The following is a 14,884-nucleotide window of genomic DNA, read 5'->3' on the forward strand; positions in this document are numbered from 1 at the left end:
CCGACCCCAACATCGCGGGGGTCGGACCCCTTTCGCAGAAAGGGCCCTGACCCCACCACCCCGCATTCCGGCCTACAGCCCGGCGGCGAAGGCTTCCAGCTGGTCGATGGCGGTGTTCCAGCCGTCGAAGAAGCCCAGCTGCTCATGCTGGTCACGCAGCGCCTTGTCCGGGTGCATCACCCGCGCGGTGTAGCGGCAGCCCTGCCCCTCGTCCTCCATCGTGATCACGGCGGTAAAGCCCAGCCAGGGTGACTGCGGTCGCCAGCCCGCACCCAGCATCGAGGTGAACACCAGGCGCTGCTGCGGCACGATCTCCAGGAAACTGCCCGGATTGTCACTGCTGCCGCCATCGGGACCCTGCATGAAGGTGTGGAAGGCCCCGCCGGGGCGCAGGTCGAATGCGCGCACCTCGGTGGTCCACGGCTTCGGGCACCACCACTGGCGCAGCAGTTCCGGGTCGGTCCACGCCCGCCACAAGGCGGCGCGCGGTGCGTTCAGCACACGGCAGATCACCAGATCGGTGTCGGGGTTGTTACCTGCGTCTACGGCCATGGGCCTGCTCCTGTCGGTGAAGGGTTTCGACGAAATCGACCATGCGGTCGGAACGCGCTTCCCAAGCCGCACGCTGTTCTGCGAGCCATTGTTCGGCCTGGCCCAGCCGCGCCGGCACCAGTTCGCAGGTGCGTGTGCGCCCCTGCTTGTGGCTGCGCACCACGCCGCTGCGCTCCAGCACGGCCAGGTGTTTCATCAGTGAGGGCAAGGCCATCTCGAAGGGTTCGGCCAGCATCGACACCGTGCGCGGCCCCTGCCCCAGCGCCGCTACGATCGCGCAACGGGTCGGGTCGGCCAGTGCCTGGAAGACATCTTCAATGGCAGGATAATACTTACCCATATGGCTAAGTAATACGCCGGTCTGAACGTTGCCGCAAGCAGGCGCGGCACTGGCGTGATTCTTCACGTGGCCTTGCCGGCCCGAAGCGAATGCTCCGCGCACCCGCCACCCTTGGAGCTCCCGATGAAAGCCTCTTTCCTGCTGGCCGCCGTCCTGCTGGTCGGCCTGCCCCTGGCTGCCAACGCCACCACCCCGCAGCAGCAGCGCATGGCCGAATGCTCGGCCAAGAACAAGGGCTTGAAGGGTGATGCCTACAAGACCGCGCAGAGCTCCTGCCTCAGCGGCCACGCCGCCGAGACCAAGGCGGTCAATCCGCAGCAGGAACGGATGCGCAAGTGCAACGCTGACGCGGGCGCGAAGAAGCTGGCCGGTGATGCGCGCAAGACCTTCATGAGCAGCTGCCTGAAGTCGTCGTAATCGTCGCGTCCGGATCGAACGCCATCCACGCATGGCGTGGATCTGCCACCGTCAGTGAAAGGCCGGGCATTGCCCGGCCTTTTCATTACCCCAGGGCGCGCGCCTTCAGCTCGCCCTGTTCGTGCAGGGTCACGAAACGTCCCTTGTCATCACGGCCCAGCTGCGCCAGCGCCACCTGCGGGTCGTGGGTGAAGAACAGCCGCACGTTGCGCGCCAGCTTGTCTTCAAGGAACTGCCGCTTCTCGTCGATCAGCAGCTCGGCGTTGCGGTCGTAGCCCATGGTGATCGGCACGTGTACCCATGAGCGCCCCGGGATCAGGTCGGCACAGAACACCACGCCACCATGCGCCCTTTCGCCGGCATGCGCGTGACCGACGATCTCGGCCAGCATCAGTCCCGGCGTATGCCCGTCGCTGTAGCTGAAGCGCACGCTGCGGCCAAGTGCCTTCGAGTACTCCCCGTCCACCACTTCCAGCCGGCCACTGGCCTGCAGCAGGCCCGGCAGTTCCGGAATGAAGCTGGCACGGTCGCGCGGATGCGGCTGCACGGCGCGCTGCCAATGCTGCGCACCGACCACGTAGGTCGCGTTGGGGAACAGCAACTCGGGTTCACGCCCTTCGCTCCATGCCGCCAGCAGGCCGCCAGCATGATCGAAATGCAGGTGGCTGAGCACCACCACATCGATATCCTCGTGCTCGAAGCCGGCTTCGCGCAACGAATCGATCAGTACGTGCTGGCTTTCCTGCACGCCGTAGCGCTCGCGCATGCGCGGATCGAAGAACGCCCCGATACCGGTTTCAAACAGCACGGTCTTGCCTTCCAGCGGACTGGCAAGCAGTGCGCGGCAGGCCAGCTCGATGCGATTGAGCTCGTCCGGTGCCGCCCATTTTTCCCACAACGCACGCGGTGCGTTGCCGAACATCGCACCGCCATCGAGGCGCTGCGAGTTTCCACGAATAGACCAGAGTTTCATGCGTCGATTATCGGCGCCAGCCCGTTAAATAATCGCTAGAAAGGAAACAGAAAACCCCGCCGGCAAAGGCGGGGTTTCGGTAATCTGCCGGATTGCCGGCCAGCAGCCGGCGCTACCGGATCAGCGTGCCGGCACGACCTGGGCGCTGCCCACCGGGTTGCGGGGGTCGCTGCCGCCGAACAGCTTGTTCGCCTTGCGGTCCCATTCCACGGTCTGCAGGTTGCCCCACACGTGACTGGAACCGCGGCCGCCTGCGGCGACGTCACCCGGCAGGTCGATCTTGTGGCCCATCGCCTGCAACTGCTTCACCGTCGCCGCGTCGAACGCATCGTCCTCGGCTTCGATCAGGTCCGGCAGCCACTGGTGGTGGTAGCGCGGCAGCGCGGCAACCTGCTGTGCATCCAGGCCGTCGTCGTAGCCGAGGATGCCCAGCAGCACCATGGTGATGATGCGGCTGCCACCCGGGGTGCCCAGCACCACGACCTTGTCGGCGTTCTCCATGAAGGTCGGCGTCATCGAGCTGAGCATGCGCTTGCCGGCCTTCGGCGCATTGGCCTCATAGCCCATCACGCCGAACGCATTGGGCGTGCCCGGCTTCAGCGCGAAGTCGTCCATCTCGTTGTTCAGCAGCACGCCGGTGCCCTTGGGAATCAGCCCCGAGCCATACAGCAGGTTGACGGTCTGGGTGGCGCCGACGCGGTTGCCGTCGCGGTCGATGATCGAGAAGTGCGTGGTCTCGTCGTCTTCCAGCGGCGTCGGATTGCCCGACAGCAGGTCGCTGGGCGTGGCCTTCTCCGGATGGATGGTCGCCCGCAGGCCCTGCGCGTAATCCTTGCTGGTCAGCACTTTCTGCGGGATCTGCACGAAGTCCGGATCGCCGAGGAAGAAGGTGCGGTCGCGGTAGGCGCGGCGCATCGACTCCACCACCAGGTGGGTGCGGTGGGCCGGGTCCATCTTCCTGATGTCCCAGCCTTCCAGGATCTGCAGCATGCTCGCCAGCGCGATGCCACCGGACGACGGCGGCGGCGCGGTGGTGATCTTCCAGCCGTTGTAGTTGAACACGATCGGCTCGCGCTGCTTGACGCGGTAACCGGCCAGTTCTTCAGCGGTCCACTTGCCGCCAGCCTGCTTCACGCCCGCCAGCAACAGCTTTCCGGTCTGGCCCTTGTAGAAGCCATCAAAGCCACCCGCGGCCAGGCGCTCCAGCGTCTGCGCCAGTTCCGGCTGCTTGAACAGGTCGCCGCTGGCGATCGGCTTGCCATTGCGCAGGTAGACCTCGCGCGTGCCGGGATAGCGCTCCATCACTTCACGCCGCGACGCGTAGCCCTTGGCCATGCGGTCGTACACCGGGAAACCTTCGCGTGCGATGCGGATCGCCGGCTGCAGCGAGGCCGACAACGGCAGCTTGCCGTGCTTGGCCGACAGCTCGACCAGCGCTGCGGGCAGGCCGGGAATACCCGCCGACCAGGCACCGTTGACCGAACGATCACGGTCCAGGTTGCCCTGCTTGTCGAGGAAGGCCTGCGGGGTCGCCGCAGCCGGGGCGGTCTCGCGCGCATCCAGCATCACATCCTTGCCGGTGGCCGCGTCGTGCAGCAGGAAGAAGCCGCCGCCGCCCAACCCGGAACTGATCGGCTCGACCACCGCCAGCGTGGACGACACCGCCACTGCAGCGTCGAAGGCGTTGCCGCCCTGCGCCAGGATGTCGATGCCGGCCTGGGTGGCCAGTGCGTGGCCGCTGGCAATGGCCGCGCCATCAGGGCGATCGGCACGGGCCGGGCTGTCAGCCCAGGCCATGGGGCTCAGCAGCAGGCCGAGCAGCAACAGGGGGCGGACGATCAGCGTCTTCATTCGGATGGGGGCTCCGCGTAGAGTTCGGGGTGATCGTGCTGCAGCTGGCGCAGCTTGGCCAGCAGCTGGTCTTCCGTTTCCACGATCTCCGGGTCCGGGTCGATGCACTCGACCGGGCAGACGACCACGCACTGTGGCTCGTCGAAATGACCCACGCATTCGGTGCAGCGCGCAGGGTCGATCACGTAGATGGTTTCACCCATCGCAATGGCCTGGTTGGGGCAGGCCGGCTCGCATACGTCGCAGTTGACGCAGAGCTCGTTGATTTTCAGCGACACGGCGATACTCCTCGCCCGCGCCCTGGGACAAAGGACCGGCCAGCGCGGGCGCGCGGGCCGGTCAGGTCATCAGCGGCGCCCTTGCAGGATGCCGCCCGGGCCATGCCGGAGCATGGCCGCCATGGCTCGGTATTACTTGGCTTCGACGAAAATGTACTCGGCACCGGTCGGCTGGATCGCAGCCTGCACGCGGGCGTTGTCGGCCGACTGGCCGATGAAGACGACGCGCACGCCCTTCATCGAATCCGGCGACACGTCCTTGAACACGGCCTGGATCATGTCCGCCATCTTGCCCGAGGCCGACGAACCGAAGGCCAGCATGTTGCCCGGCTGCACGCCACGGGCCACGGCCTGGGTCGCGCTTTCGGTCTGGCGCTCGTACTTGGCCTGGAAGTCCGGGTCCGATTCCGGCGAGAGGTAGTACAGGAACGGGCTGTTGGTGATGTTGCCCATGTTCTGGATCGCCACTTCCTGCAGGTACTTCTTCCAGCCTGCATCGTCGTCCTTGGCCGGGGCGACCAGGGCCTGCTTGGCCTCGTCGACCGGAGCGGCCTCTTCCTTCTTGCAGGCGGTGAATGCCAGAGCCAACGAAGCGATCAGCATCGCGCGCATGGTGGTGTTCATGGGTTTCCTCCCGGAATGGTGCGTGGTGGTGTACGTAATGGGGTGCGGGTACAGCGGGGCTTACGACTGTGCCGACTTCGCTTCGCGGACCTTGCGCAGGGCTTCGAGCACCGCGGCCGGCACGAAACCGGACACGTCGCCGCCCAGGCGCGCGATCTCGCGGACCAGCGAGGACGAAATGAAGCTGTGCTGCTCGGCCGGGGTCAGGAACAGGGTCTCGACCTCGGGGATCAGGTGGCGGTTCATGCTGGCCATCTGGAATTCGTACTCGAAGTCGGACACCGCGCGCAGGCCGCGCAGCAGCACCCCGCCCTGCACCGAACGTACGAAATGGGCCAGCAGGGTATCGAAGCCGATGACCTCGACGTTGCCGTGGTGGGCCAGCGCGCCACGCGCCAGCTGCACGCGCTGCTCCAGCGGCAGCGCCGGGCCCTTGGACGGGCTCTGCGCCACGCCGACCACGACCTTTTCGAACAGCGGCGCGGCCCGGCTCACAAGGTCGATATGACCGTTGGTGATGGGGTCGAACGTGCCGGGGTAGACGGCAATGCGGCGATTGGCCACGGTCATGGGCGGATGCAGATGTTCAGATGAGGTCAAAGTGTAGCAGTGGCACGGCGGTACAGGGCAAAGCGCACCTCGCGGGTGCCACCCTCGCGGTGCAGCAGCCAGTCCGGCGGCAGCACCGGCACGTGGCCGGCCGGCGATTCCAGGTACAGCCAGGCGTCGGCGGCCAGGTGCCGCGGCAGCTGGGCCAGCACGTCCTGCCACAGGCCATCGGCAAACGGCGGGTCGATGAAGACCAGGTCGGCCTGCTGCGCCTGCGCCCCTTGCAGCCAGCGCAGGGCATCGGCCTGCACGACGGTGATCTGGTCGCTGGCCTGCAGCCTGGCGACGGCGGCGGTCAGGTTGCGTCCCAGCTGCGCATCGCGCTCGACCAGGGTGGCGTGGGCAGCGCCACGCGAGACCGCCTCCAGGCCCAGCGCGCCACTGCCAGCGAACAGGTCCAGCACGCGGGCCCCGCCGAGCTTGGGCATCAGCCAGTTGAACAGGGTCTCGCGCACGCGGTCGCTGCTGGGGCGAAGGCCCGGCAGGGTCGGCACCGGCAGCCGGGTATTGCGCCAGCGCCCGCCGATGATGCGGACCTGGCCGTCATTGCCACCGCGGCCGCTCATCGGCGCCCCCGGCGGGAGGAATTCGAGAAATTCAGCATGAGCGGGATTGTAGTTCGGCCGGGCGGCGCCCGGCACCCGCAGAAGCCGAAGCAACAGCAACAGCGGGCATCCCCGTGGGATGGCGGGGTGGGTCCGGTTGAGGGGGACGCTGCAAGTACGTCCATGTAAGCTCGGTCGCCGCATCCATGCGGCTCACGCCCCCTCAACCGGACCCACCCCGCCTTCGACAGTTTCCTGCGATCTGTCGGAACGGCTCTTGGGGTCAGATCCGTTTTCCTGCAGAAAACGGATCTGACCCCAGATTTATTTCGATGTCTGACAGATGTGTCGACCAAGGTCGACACCCACCAACAGCCGAGTGAACCTGTCAGAGGCGGGGCGGTGTGGGGTGGCAGGACCGTTGGCGCCATGGATGGCGCCATCGAGCCCCCATGGGTGAGGGCGCTTTGCTTGCGAAGCACTGCTTCGCAAGCGCCCGAACGCACAGCCGCCAGCGGCTGGGCCGGCCGCCGGAGGGGGGTTTACGGCGTGTCCTGCCAACCCAACCCACACCGCCCCGCCATCCCACAGATAGCCCGCTGTTGCTGTTGCTGTTGCTGTTGCTTCGGCCTCTGCAGGTGCCGGGCGCCGCCCGGCCGACCAACCCCTTGATTTCGGGACAATCAGCCATACCCCTTGGCGAGGCCGCACGCGCTGGCGCGGCATTGCACATGGAGCCCTATCGATGACCGAGACCACCCAGACCGAAACCCTTGGCTTCCAGACCGAAGTCAAGCAGCTGCTGCAGCTGATGATCCACTCGCTGTACTCGAACAAGGAGATCTTCCTGCGCGAGCTGGTCTCCAACGCCGCCGACGCCGCCGACAAGCTGCGCTTCGAGGCCCTGACCCAGCCGGCCCTGCTGGAAGGCGACAGCGAACTGCGCGTGCGCGTCAGCTTCGACCCCGCCGCCCACACCATCACCATCGAAGACAACGGCATCGGCATGAGTCGCGCCGAGGCGATTGCCCATCTCGGCACGATCGCCAAGTCCGGCACCGGCGATTTCCTGCGCCAGCTGTCCGGCGACCAGAAGAAGGATTCGCAGCTGATCGGCCAGTTCGGCGTCGGCTTCTACAGCGCCTTCATCGTTGCCGACGAGGTCGAAGTGACCTCGCGCCGCGCCGGCCTGGCCGCAGGTGAAGGCGTGCGCTGGACCTCGCGCGGCGAAGGCGATTTCAACGTCGCCACTGTCGACAAGGCCGAGCGCGGCACCCGCATCGTCCTGCATCTGAAGGATGGCGAGCATGATTTCGCCGACGGCTGGCGCCTGCGCAGCATCCTCAAGAAGTATTCGGACCACATCGGCCTGCCGATCCAGATGCCGAAGGAAGGCGAGGAAGGCGCCACCGTCGAGTGGGAGACCGTCAACCGCGCCAGCGCGCTGTGGACCCGTCCGCGCACCGAGATCGGCGACGCCGAGTACACCGAGTTCTACAAGCACGTGGCGCACGACCACAGCGATCCGCTGGCGTGGAGCCACAACAAGGTCGAAGGCAAGCTGGAGTACACCTCGCTGCTTTACGTGCCCGGCCGCGCGCCGTTCGACCTGTACCACCGCGATGCGCCCAAGGGCCTGAAGCTCTATGTGCAGCGCGTGTTCGTGATGGACCAGGCCGAGCAGTTCCTGCCGCTGTACCTGCGCTTCATCAAGGGCGTGGTCGACTCCAACGACCTGTCGCTGAACGTCTCGCGCGAGATCCTGCAGTCCGGCCCGGTCATCGATTCGATGAAGGCGGCGCTGACCAAACGCTCGCTGGACATGCTGGACAAGCTGGCCGCCGACAAGCCGGAGCAATACGCCACGTTCTGGAAGGAATTCGGCCAAGTGCTGAAGGAAGGCCCGGCCGAGGACTACAACAACCGCGAGAAGGTGGCCGGGCTGCTGCGCTTCGCCTCCACCCGCGGCGACAGCGATGCGCAGACGGTGTCGCTGGCCGATTACCTCGGCCGCATGACCGAAGGCCAGGACAAGATCTACTACCTGACCGGCGAGAGCTACAGCCAGGTGCGCAACAGCCCCCACCTGGAAGTGTTCCGCAAGAAGGGCGTGGAAGTGCTGCTGCTGACCGACCGCATCGACGAGTGGCTGATGGGCTACCTGACCGATTTCGACGGCAAGGGCTTCGTCGACATCGCTCGTGGCGATCTCGACCTGGGCGCGCTGGAAACCGAAGCGGACAAGCAGGAACAGGAAGCCGCGGCGAAGGACAAGCAGGGCCTGGTCGAGCGCCTGAAGACCGTGCTGGGCGATGACGTGGCCGAAGTGCGCGTGTCACACCGCCTGACCGATTCGCCGGCGGTACTGGCCATCGGCGAACAGGACCTGGGCCTGCAGATGCGCCAGATCCTGGAAGCCAGCGGGCAGAAGGTGCCGGACAGCAAGCCGGTGCTGGAAATCAACCCGGGCCACCCACTGATTGCCAAGCTGGATGCCGAAGCCGATGGCGCGCGTTTCGACGACCTCGGCCGGGTGCTGTTCGACCAGGCCGCGCTGGCCGCCGGTGACAGCCTGAAGGACCCGGGTGCCTACGTGGCGAGGCTGAACAAGCTGCTGCTGGAGCTGTCGGCCTGATCGACAGGGTGGTCGCCGGGCATGGCCCGGCTTACCCGGCGGTGCTCTGGTAGAGGCCGACCTTGGTTGGCGCCCCAAAAGCGTGCCAACCAAGGTTGGCACCTACCGGGGCGGATCGAGCGTGCCAGCCAAGGTTGGCACCTACCGGCGCGGGTGGAGAGTGCCAACCAAGGTTGGCACCCACCAGGGGCGGCGGTTGGCGCCTGCCGAAGGGGTTCAGGCGTCGCGATCCAGCAGCGAACCCAGCATCTGGTCCTGGCGGCGGATCACCGCGGCATTGGCGGCGAAGGCCACCACCTCGGCTTTCGCGGCCAGCAGGTCACCCAGCGGCGCGCCGGCATCGGCGCCGACGGGAATCACCGCGGCCTGCACCCCACCCTGCCCGGCAGCACTGCGCTGCAGCTGCAGGCGCTGGGCATCCGGGGTCGCCAGGTTGGCCACGTTGTGCGCAGCCACCTGCACGCCCTGCTGGGACGCACGCATCCCGCCGAGGGCAATTCCCATCACGTTGTCCATGGCGGTCTCCGGGCCGCACGACGCAGCCCTCCGGACCGGTTAACGGCCGGCGGGCCGCGACCTTGAGTCCACATCGGCCCGACAGGCCCGAGTGGTAGCATATCCCCCTGATTTCAGCGCCTTTTGCCAATGCTCAGTTTTTTCCGCCGCAAGAAGCCCCAGGATGCCCCCGCAGCGGAGGCACCCAAGACCCAGCACTACTCGGCTGAAGAGCTGGCGGCGGCGTTCCCGTCGGCCGCGCCGGTCGAGGACAAAGAGCCAGCACCGGTAGCCGTACCGGCCGCGCCTGCGCCGGCCGAGCCGCCGCCGGCAGCCGTCGTTCCGGTCGCTTTCGAGCCCACCCCGGTGGTTCCGGCTCCGGTGGTTCCGGCTCCGGTCGTTCCCGCTCCGAGCGCTCCGCAATCGGCCGCCCGGATCGACGTCGCCCCGGTGGCGGCCCCGGCCATCGAACCGGCACCCGCACCACTGCCTCAGCCCACCCCGGCACCGGTCACCGACGACCTGCCTGCCGCCGCCTCGATCGATGCCGTTCCGGCGCCTGCCGGCAAGCCCGGCTGGCGCGAACGCCTGCGCAACAGCGTCATCGCGCGCAGCTTCGGTGGACTGTTCTCGCGCAACCCCAAGCTCGACGACGATCTGCTGGACGAGCTGGAAACCGCACTGATCACCGCCGACGTCGGCGTGGGCGCCACCACCGATCTGGTCGAGGGCCTGCGCAAGCGCATGAAGTCGCGCGAGTTCGCCGACGCCAATGCGCTGCTGGCCGCGTTGCGCGCCGAGCTGATCGCGATCCTGCAGCCGGTGGCCAAGCCGCTGGTGATCGATCGCAACGCCAAGCCCTTCGTGGTGCTCACCGTCGGCGTCAACGGCGTCGGCAAGACCACCACCATCGGCAAGCTGGCCAAGCGCTTCAAGGACGACGGCCACAGCCTGATGCTGGCTGCCGGCGATACCTTCCGCGCCGCCGCCGTGGCCCAGTTGCAGGCCTGGGGCGAGCGCAACGGCGTAGCCGTGGTCGCGCAGGGGCAGAACGCCGATGCCGCTTCCGTGGCATTCGACGCGCTGCAGGCCGGCAAGGCCCGCGGCACCTCGGTGCTGATCGCCGATACCGCCGGCCGCCTGCACACCCAGTCCGGCCTGATGAACGAGCTGGGCAAGATCCGCCGCGTGCTCGGCAAGATCGACCCCACCGCCCCGCACGAAGTGCTGATGGTGATCGACGGCACCACCGGCCAGAACGCGCTGTCGCAGTTGCGCCAGTTCAATGCCGCAGTGAACGTGACCGGCCTGGTGGTGACCAAGCTGGACGGCACTGCCAAGGGCGGCGTGGTGTTCGCGCTGGCCCGCGAGTTCGGCATCCCGATCCGCTTTGCCGGTATCGGCGAGCGCCCGGAAGACCTGCGCGTGTTCGATCCGGAAGCGTTCGTCGACGCCCTGCTGCCCGAAGCGCTGGGCGCCTGATACACCGCGCAGCCACGCATGGCGTGGCTCTACCGCAGCCTGGTAGAGCCACCCCACGGGTGGCTGCCTCTCTGGAACTCCAATGCCCCGCCAGCCGCACGCCAGCGCCGAAACTGCAGAACGGGACGGTTTCGTCGCCCGCCTGCTGCACTGGTTCGACGACCATGGTCGCCACGACCTGCCCTGGCAGCACCCACGCAGCCCCTATCGGGTCTGGCTGTCGGAAATCATGCTGCAGCAGACCCAGGTAGCCACGGTCATCCCGTACTTCCAGCGGTTCCTGCAGCATTTCCCGACGCTGCCCGACCTCGCCGCCGCCAGCAATGACGCGGTGATGGCGCAGTGGGCCGGGCTCGGCTACTACGCCCGCGCACGCAACCTGCATGCCGCCGCGAAGCGCTGCGTGGAACTGCACGACGGCGACCTGCCGCGCGATTTCGATCCCTTGCATGCCCTGCCCGGCATCGGCCGCAGCACCGCAGGTGCGATCCTCAGCCAGGCCTGGAACGATCCGTTCGCGATCCTCGATGGCAACGTCAAGCGCGTGCTCAGCCGTTACCACGGCATCGACGGCTTTCCCGGCCTGCCGGCCATCGAGAAACAGTTGTGGTCGATTGCCGAGGCGCACGTGGCGCAGGTGCCGGCCGGGCGAATGGCTGATTACACCCAGGCACAGATGGACCTGGGTGCGACGGTGTGCAGCCGCGCCAAGCCAGCCTGCGTGATCTGCCCGCTGCAGGACGCGTGCGCGGCGCGCCGCGAAGGCCGTACCGCCGAACTGCCCACGCCCAAGCCCAGCAGGACCCTGCCCGAGCGCGAAGCCGTGGCCCTGCTGCTGCGCGATGCCCAGCAGCGCGTGCTGCTGCAGAAGCGGCCGGACACCGGCATCTGGGCGCAGCTGTGGACGCTGCCGCAGGCCGATGCCGGCAGCGTACTGCAGGACTGGTTCGACGCGCACGTCGAAGGTTCGCTGGAAGACGCCGAGGAACTGCCGGTGTTGAAGCACACCTTCAGCCACTACAAGCTGCACCTGCAGGTACTGTCGCGGCAGGTGCACGGCCTGCGCGTGGAAGAACCCACGCTGCGCTGGGTCGCCAACGACGAGCTGCCCGCGCTGGGCCTGCCAGCGCCGATCCGCAAGCTGCTCGACGGCGCCACGACCAAGGCGCCGAAACGAAATTCCAAGAAACCCCGCAACCACGAGTGAGTGCCATGTCCCGAACCGTCTTCTGCCAGTACGAACAACGCGATGCCGAGGGCCTGGACTTCGTGCCCTACCCCGGCGAACTGGGCCAGCGCATCTTCAACAACATCGGCAAGCAGGCTTGGGCCGCGTGGCTCGCGCACCAGACCATGCTGATCAACGAAAACCGCCTGTCGCCGCGCACCCCGGAGCATCGCGCATTCCTTGAGGGCGAACTGGTCAAGTTCCTGTTCGAGAAGGACGCGGAAAAGCCTGCCGGCTTCACCCCGGAAGCCTGACCCAAAGGTAGTGCCGGCCGCTGGCCGGCATCGCGCAGATGCCAGGTTGCCGGCCAGCGGCCGGCACTACCGCGCTATTTCGTATTTTCCTCGCGCTCCTGCACCTGCGCCTGGCGCAGCTCCTGCTCGGAGGCACGCAGTGCCTTCACGTCCAGCTTGCGGATGCTGTTGATGAAGCACGGCATGCGCGGGCCACCGGTCGGGTCGCGCACCAGCACCTTGTCGAAACGCGATGACACGCGGCCCATGCTGCTGGTCAACCCGATGGCGGTGGCGTACGACAGGTCCGGGCACGGACCACTCAGTTCCAGCAGGTAAGCCTCGCTCGGCCGGGTCCACACCGCCAGCGCGCTGTCACCCAGTTCGGTCCAGCCATTGAGGCTGCCGAAGAACTGCATGTCGTTCTGCGGCGCGCCGGCGTGGGCGCGGTACAGATCCAGTTTCTCGGTACTGCTGAGCCGGCCGCTGGTCGCGCAGGCGGCCAGCGCCAGGCAGAGTCCGGCGATCAGGATCGGGGTCTTCATGGCGATCTCCTCGGGGAACCTGCTGCGATCATGCGCCGGCCGATGTGCGACCGGCGCGAGGGCAGGTAAACCCGTTCAGGCGCCGGGAGGCGGCCGTTGCCGGCCGCTCAGACGTCGGCGTGGGCCAGTGCGTGCAGGCGCCCTTCGCGCAGCTCCAGCACCCGGTCCAGGCGCCGCGCCAGGCTGCGGTCGTGGGTAACCAGCACCAGGCTGGTATGACGCGCGCGGTTGAGTTCCAGCATCAGCTCGAACACGGTGCCCGCGGTGCGGTCATCCAGGTTGCCGGTCGGCTCGTCACCGAGCACGCAGGCCGGATGATTGACCAGCGCACGTGCCACCGCGGCACGTTGGCGTTCGCCGCCGGACAGCTCGCCCGGCTTGTGGTCCAGACGATGTCCGAGGCCGACCGCTTCCAGCAGCGTGGTGGCCCGGCTGCTCGCTTCGGCCACGGCAGTGCCGGCCAGCAGCACCGGCATCATCACGTTTTCCAGCGCGGTGAACTCAGGCAACAGGTGGTGGAACTGGTAGACGAAGCCCAGCGCCTGGTTGCGCAGCAGGCCACGCGCGGTGTCCGACAGCGCGGACATGCGCTGGCCGGTCACGTAGACCTCGCCTGCGGTCGGAATATCCAACCCGCCCAGCAGGTGCAGCAGCGTGCTCTTGCCGGCACCGGAGGCACCGATGATCGCCACGGTTTCGCCGGCGGTCACGGTCAGGTCCAGTCCATCGAACACCGGGGTCTGCATGCGCCCTTCGGCGTAGGTCTTGCCCAGTGCTTCGGCGCGGATCACCTCATCGCCGCGGTTGAAGACCTTATTCATAACGCAGGGCCTCCGCCGGCTGGGTGCGTGCCGCCCGCCAGGCGGGATACAGGGTCGCCAGGAAGCTCATCAGCAGCGCGACCACGGTGATCGCCACCACGTCGCCGGTCTGCATGTCGGTCGGCAGGCCGGTGATGTAGTACACATCCTCCGGCAGCAGCTTGACGTTGAACACGCTTTCGATGGCGCCCAGGATGCGTTCCAGGTTGAGGGTCAGGGTGATGCCGCCGATCAGGCCGGCCAGCGTGCCGAAGATGCCGATCAGCGAACCCTGCACCATGAACACCTGCATCACCCCGCCCGGGGTCAGGCCGAGGGTGCGCAGGATGGCGATGTCGGCCTGCTTGTCGGTCACCAGCATCACCTGCGAGGACACCAGGTTGAACGCACCCATGGCGATGATCAGCGACAGCAGGATGCCCATCACCACCTTCTCCATGCGCAGCGAGTGGTAGAGGTTGGCGTTCTGCTGGGTCCAGTCACTCACGCGGTAGGCACCACCCAGGCTCTGCGCGAGGTCCACGCCCACTTCCAGCGAGCGGTCCATGTCGTGCAGCTTCAGCCGCACGCCGGTGGCGCCGTCGCTGCGCAGCACGCGCTCCAGGTCCTGCATGTTGGCGAAGCCGACGCCCCGGTCGACCTCGTTGTAGCCGGCCTCGAAGATGCCGCTGACGGTGAAGCGTTTCATCCGCGGCACGGCACCGGCAGGCGTGCCCTGCACTTCGGCGAAGGTCACCAGCACCTGGTCACCGACGTCGACGCCGAGCCAGATCGCCAGTTCCTTGCCCAGCAGCAGGTTGAAGCTGCCCGGCGTCAGGCTGGCATAGCTGCCCTTGGTGACCTTCTTGTCGATCACCGATACCTTCGGCTCCAGCGCCGGATCGATGCCCTGGATGATCGCACCCTGCACGCGTGGGCCGCTGATCATCGACTGGATCTCGATGTAAGGCGCGGCACCGGCCACGCGCGGATCCTTGCGGGCTACGTCGACCACGCGCATCCAGTCCGGCATCGGCTCGCCGTCGCGGCTGATGGTGGTGTGCGCGGTCATCTGCAGCAGGCGGCTGCGGATTTCCTTCTGGAATCCGCTCATCACCGCCAACGTGGTGATCAGCACCGTAACGCCGAGCGCGATGCCCAGGATCGATGCCATCGAGATGAAGGAGATGAAGCCGTTGCGGCGCTTGGCGCGCAGGTAGCGCAGGCCAATGGCCACGGGAATGGGTTTGAACATGCAGGCACGCCGGTCAATTCAG

Annotated in this window: 17 protein-coding genes; 5 read left to right on the top strand and 12 right to left on the bottom strand. The window is 67.2% G+C overall.

Annotated elements, in window-relative coordinates; all coding sequences use genetic code 11:
- Positions 1-72 precede the first annotated feature (72 nt).
- A complete protein-coding gene (locus AC5P8F_RS11725; RefSeq protein WP_014646778.1) occupies positions 73-552 on the bottom strand; it encodes an SRPBCC family protein in 480 nt (159 codons plus the stop codon).
- On the bottom strand, positions 533-958 hold the full coding sequence (locus tag AC5P8F_RS11730) for an ArsR/SmtB family transcription factor (protein ID WP_229767398.1): 426 nt from the start codon (positions 956-958) through the stop codon (positions 533-535). Before AC5P8F_RS11730 ends, AC5P8F_RS11725 begins: the two co-directional genes overlap by 20 nt.
- A gap of 57 nt (positions 959-1,015) precedes the next feature.
- Between AC5P8F_RS11730 and AC5P8F_RS11735 the strand changes: the two genes are divergently transcribed.
- The gene (locus AC5P8F_RS11735) at positions 1,016-1,309 is read left to right on the top strand and encodes a PsiF family protein (protein WP_046430010.1); all 294 of its coding nucleotides are present in this window, start codon (positions 1,016-1,018) and stop codon (positions 1,307-1,309) included.
- 85 nt (positions 1,310-1,394) lie between these two features.
- Here AC5P8F_RS11735 and AC5P8F_RS11740 read toward each other — a convergent pair whose 3' ends face one another.
- The 6 genes from AC5P8F_RS11740 to rsmD all read right to left on the bottom strand — a co-directional run bounded on the left by AC5P8F_RS11740 (position 1,395) and on the right by rsmD (position 6,210).
- Positions 1,395-2,282, bottom strand: coding sequence for an MBL fold metallo-hydrolase (locus AC5P8F_RS11740; RefSeq protein WP_180835877.1), 888 nt, complete (start codon positions 2,280-2,282; stop codon positions 1,395-1,397).
- 120 nt (positions 2,283-2,402) lie between these two features.
- Positions 2,403-4,133, bottom strand: coding sequence for a gamma-glutamyltransferase (gene ggt, locus AC5P8F_RS11745; protein ID WP_014646774.1), 1,731 nt, complete (start codon positions 4,131-4,133; stop codon positions 2,403-2,405).
- On the bottom strand, positions 4,130-4,411 hold the full coding sequence (locus AC5P8F_RS11750) for a YfhL family 4Fe-4S dicluster ferredoxin (protein ID WP_004153175.1): 282 nt from the start codon (positions 4,409-4,411) through the stop codon (positions 4,130-4,132). Before AC5P8F_RS11750 ends, ggt begins: the two co-directional genes overlap by 4 nt.
- A gap of 132 nt (positions 4,412-4,543) precedes the next feature.
- Positions 4,544-5,035, bottom strand: a complete 492-nt coding sequence (locus tag AC5P8F_RS11755) for a hypothetical protein (RefSeq protein ID WP_005409092.1) — start codon at positions 5,033-5,035, stop codon at positions 4,544-4,546.
- Positions 5,036-5,095: 60 nt separating this feature from the next.
- Entirely contained in the window at positions 5,096-5,605 is a 510-nt protein-coding gene (coaD, locus tag AC5P8F_RS11760; RefSeq protein ID WP_014036814.1) for a pantetheine-phosphate adenylyltransferase, read from the bottom strand.
- A gap of 26 nt (positions 5,606-5,631) precedes the next feature.
- Complete coding sequence (rsmD, locus tag AC5P8F_RS11765; protein WP_014646773.1) at positions 5,632-6,210, bottom strand: 16S rRNA (guanine(966)-N(2))-methyltransferase RsmD; 579 nt, start codon at positions 6,208-6,210, stop codon at positions 5,632-5,634.
- Positions 6,211-6,934: 724 nt separating this feature from the next.
- On the opposite strand from rsmD, the gene htpG reads away from it, so the two are divergent.
- On the top strand, positions 6,935-8,824 hold the full coding sequence (htpG, locus tag AC5P8F_RS11770; protein WP_046429950.1) for a molecular chaperone HtpG: 1,890 nt from the start codon (positions 6,935-6,937) through the stop codon (positions 8,822-8,824).
- A 216-nt stretch (positions 8,825-9,040) separates the two neighbouring features.
- On the opposite strand, the gene AC5P8F_RS11775 is transcribed toward htpG, so the two are convergent.
- On the bottom strand, positions 9,041-9,340 hold the full coding sequence (locus AC5P8F_RS11775; protein ID WP_014646771.1) for a hypothetical protein: 300 nt from the start codon (positions 9,338-9,340) through the stop codon (positions 9,041-9,043).
- Positions 9,341-9,469: 129 nt separating this feature from the next.
- Between AC5P8F_RS11775 and ftsY the strand changes: the two genes are divergently transcribed.
- The 3 genes from ftsY (at position 9,470) to AC5P8F_RS11790 (ending at position 12,283) form a co-directional block, all read left to right on the top strand.
- Positions 9,470-10,801: a signal recognition particle-docking protein FtsY gene (gene ftsY / locus AC5P8F_RS11780; protein ID WP_046429948.1), complete on the top strand. Its 1,332-nt coding sequence runs from the start codon at positions 9,470-9,472 to the stop codon at positions 10,799-10,801.
- Between the two features lie 82 nt (positions 10,802-10,883).
- Entirely contained in the window at positions 10,884-12,008 is a 1,125-nt protein-coding gene (gene mutY / locus AC5P8F_RS11785) for an A/G-specific adenine glycosylase (protein ID WP_495228224.1), read from the top strand.
- A gap of 5 nt (positions 12,009-12,013) precedes the next feature.
- Positions 12,014-12,283, top strand: coding sequence for an oxidative damage protection protein (locus AC5P8F_RS11790; protein WP_004153160.1), 270 nt, complete (start codon positions 12,014-12,016; stop codon positions 12,281-12,283).
- 74 nt (positions 12,284-12,357) lie between these two features.
- Here the strand turns inward: AC5P8F_RS11790 and AC5P8F_RS11795 are convergent, their stop codons facing one another.
- From AC5P8F_RS11795 to AC5P8F_RS11805, 3 genes are all read right to left on the bottom strand, one after another.
- Positions 12,358-12,807, bottom strand: coding sequence for a DUF6491 family protein (locus AC5P8F_RS11795; RefSeq protein ID WP_495228226.1), 450 nt, complete (start codon positions 12,805-12,807; stop codon positions 12,358-12,360).
- A 107-nt stretch (positions 12,808-12,914) separates the two neighbouring features.
- Entirely contained in the window at positions 12,915-13,628 is a 714-nt protein-coding gene (gene lolD, locus AC5P8F_RS11800) for a lipoprotein-releasing ABC transporter ATP-binding protein LolD (protein WP_014036806.1), read from the bottom strand.
- Complete coding sequence (locus AC5P8F_RS11805) at positions 13,621-14,862, bottom strand: lipoprotein-releasing ABC transporter permease subunit (protein WP_032958619.1); 1,242 nt, start codon at positions 14,860-14,862, stop codon at positions 13,621-13,623. The genes lolD and AC5P8F_RS11805 overlap by 8 nt, the downstream gene beginning before the upstream one ends.
- Positions 14,863-14,884 lie beyond the last annotated feature (22 nt).

This window comes from Stenotrophomonas sp. YJH_SMC_69 (assembly GCF_059370495.1).

Bases quoted from the DNA above. Each gene is read 5' to 3' on its own strand.
- coaD (WP_014036814.1), bottom strand. From the start codon at position 5,605: ATGACCGTGGCCAATCGCCGCATTGCCGTCTACCCCGGCACGTTCGAC.
- mutY (WP_495228224.1), top strand. From the start codon at position 10,884: ATGCCCCGCCAGCCGCACGCCAGCGCCGAAACTGCAGAACGGGACGGT.
- AC5P8F_RS11775 (WP_014646771.1), bottom strand. From the start codon at position 9,340: ATGGACAACGTGATGGGAATTGCCCTCGGCGGGATGCGTGCGTCCCAG.
- AC5P8F_RS11790 (WP_004153160.1), top strand. From the start codon at position 12,014: ATGTCCCGAACCGTCTTCTGCCAGTACGAACAACGCGATGCCGAGGGC.
- ggt (WP_014646774.1), bottom strand. From the start codon at position 4,133: ATGAAGACGCTGATCGTCCGCCCCCTGTTGCTGCTCGGCCTGCTGCTG.
- AC5P8F_RS11735 (WP_046430010.1), top strand. From the start codon at position 1,016: ATGAAAGCCTCTTTCCTGCTGGCCGCCGTCCTGCTGGTCGGCCTGCCC.
- lolD (WP_014036806.1), bottom strand. From the start codon at position 13,628: ATGAATAAGGTCTTCAACCGCGGCGATGAGGTGATCCGCGCCGAAGCA.
- AC5P8F_RS11795 (WP_495228226.1), bottom strand. From the start codon at position 12,807: ATGAAGACCCCGATCCTGATCGCCGGACTCTGCCTGGCGCTGGCCGCC.
- rsmD (WP_014646773.1), bottom strand. From the start codon at position 6,210: ATGAGCGGCCGCGGTGGCAATGACGGCCAGGTCCGCATCATCGGCGGG.
- AC5P8F_RS11755 (WP_005409092.1), bottom strand. From the start codon at position 5,035: ATGAACACCACCATGCGCGCGATGCTGATCGCTTCGTTGGCTCTGGCA.
- ftsY (WP_046429948.1), top strand. From the start codon at position 9,470: ATGCTCAGTTTTTTCCGCCGCAAGAAGCCCCAGGATGCCCCCGCAGCG.
- AC5P8F_RS11725 (WP_014646778.1), bottom strand. From the start codon at position 552: ATGGCCGTAGACGCAGGTAACAACCCCGACACCGATCTGGTGATCTGC.
- htpG (WP_046429950.1), top strand. From the start codon at position 6,935: ATGACCGAGACCACCCAGACCGAAACCCTTGGCTTCCAGACCGAAGTC.
- AC5P8F_RS11805 (WP_032958619.1), bottom strand. From the start codon at position 14,862: ATGTTCAAACCCATTCCCGTGGCCATTGGCCTGCGCTACCTGCGCGCC.
- AC5P8F_RS11740 (WP_180835877.1), bottom strand. From the start codon at position 2,282: ATGAAACTCTGGTCTATTCGTGGAAACTCGCAGCGCCTCGATGGCGGT.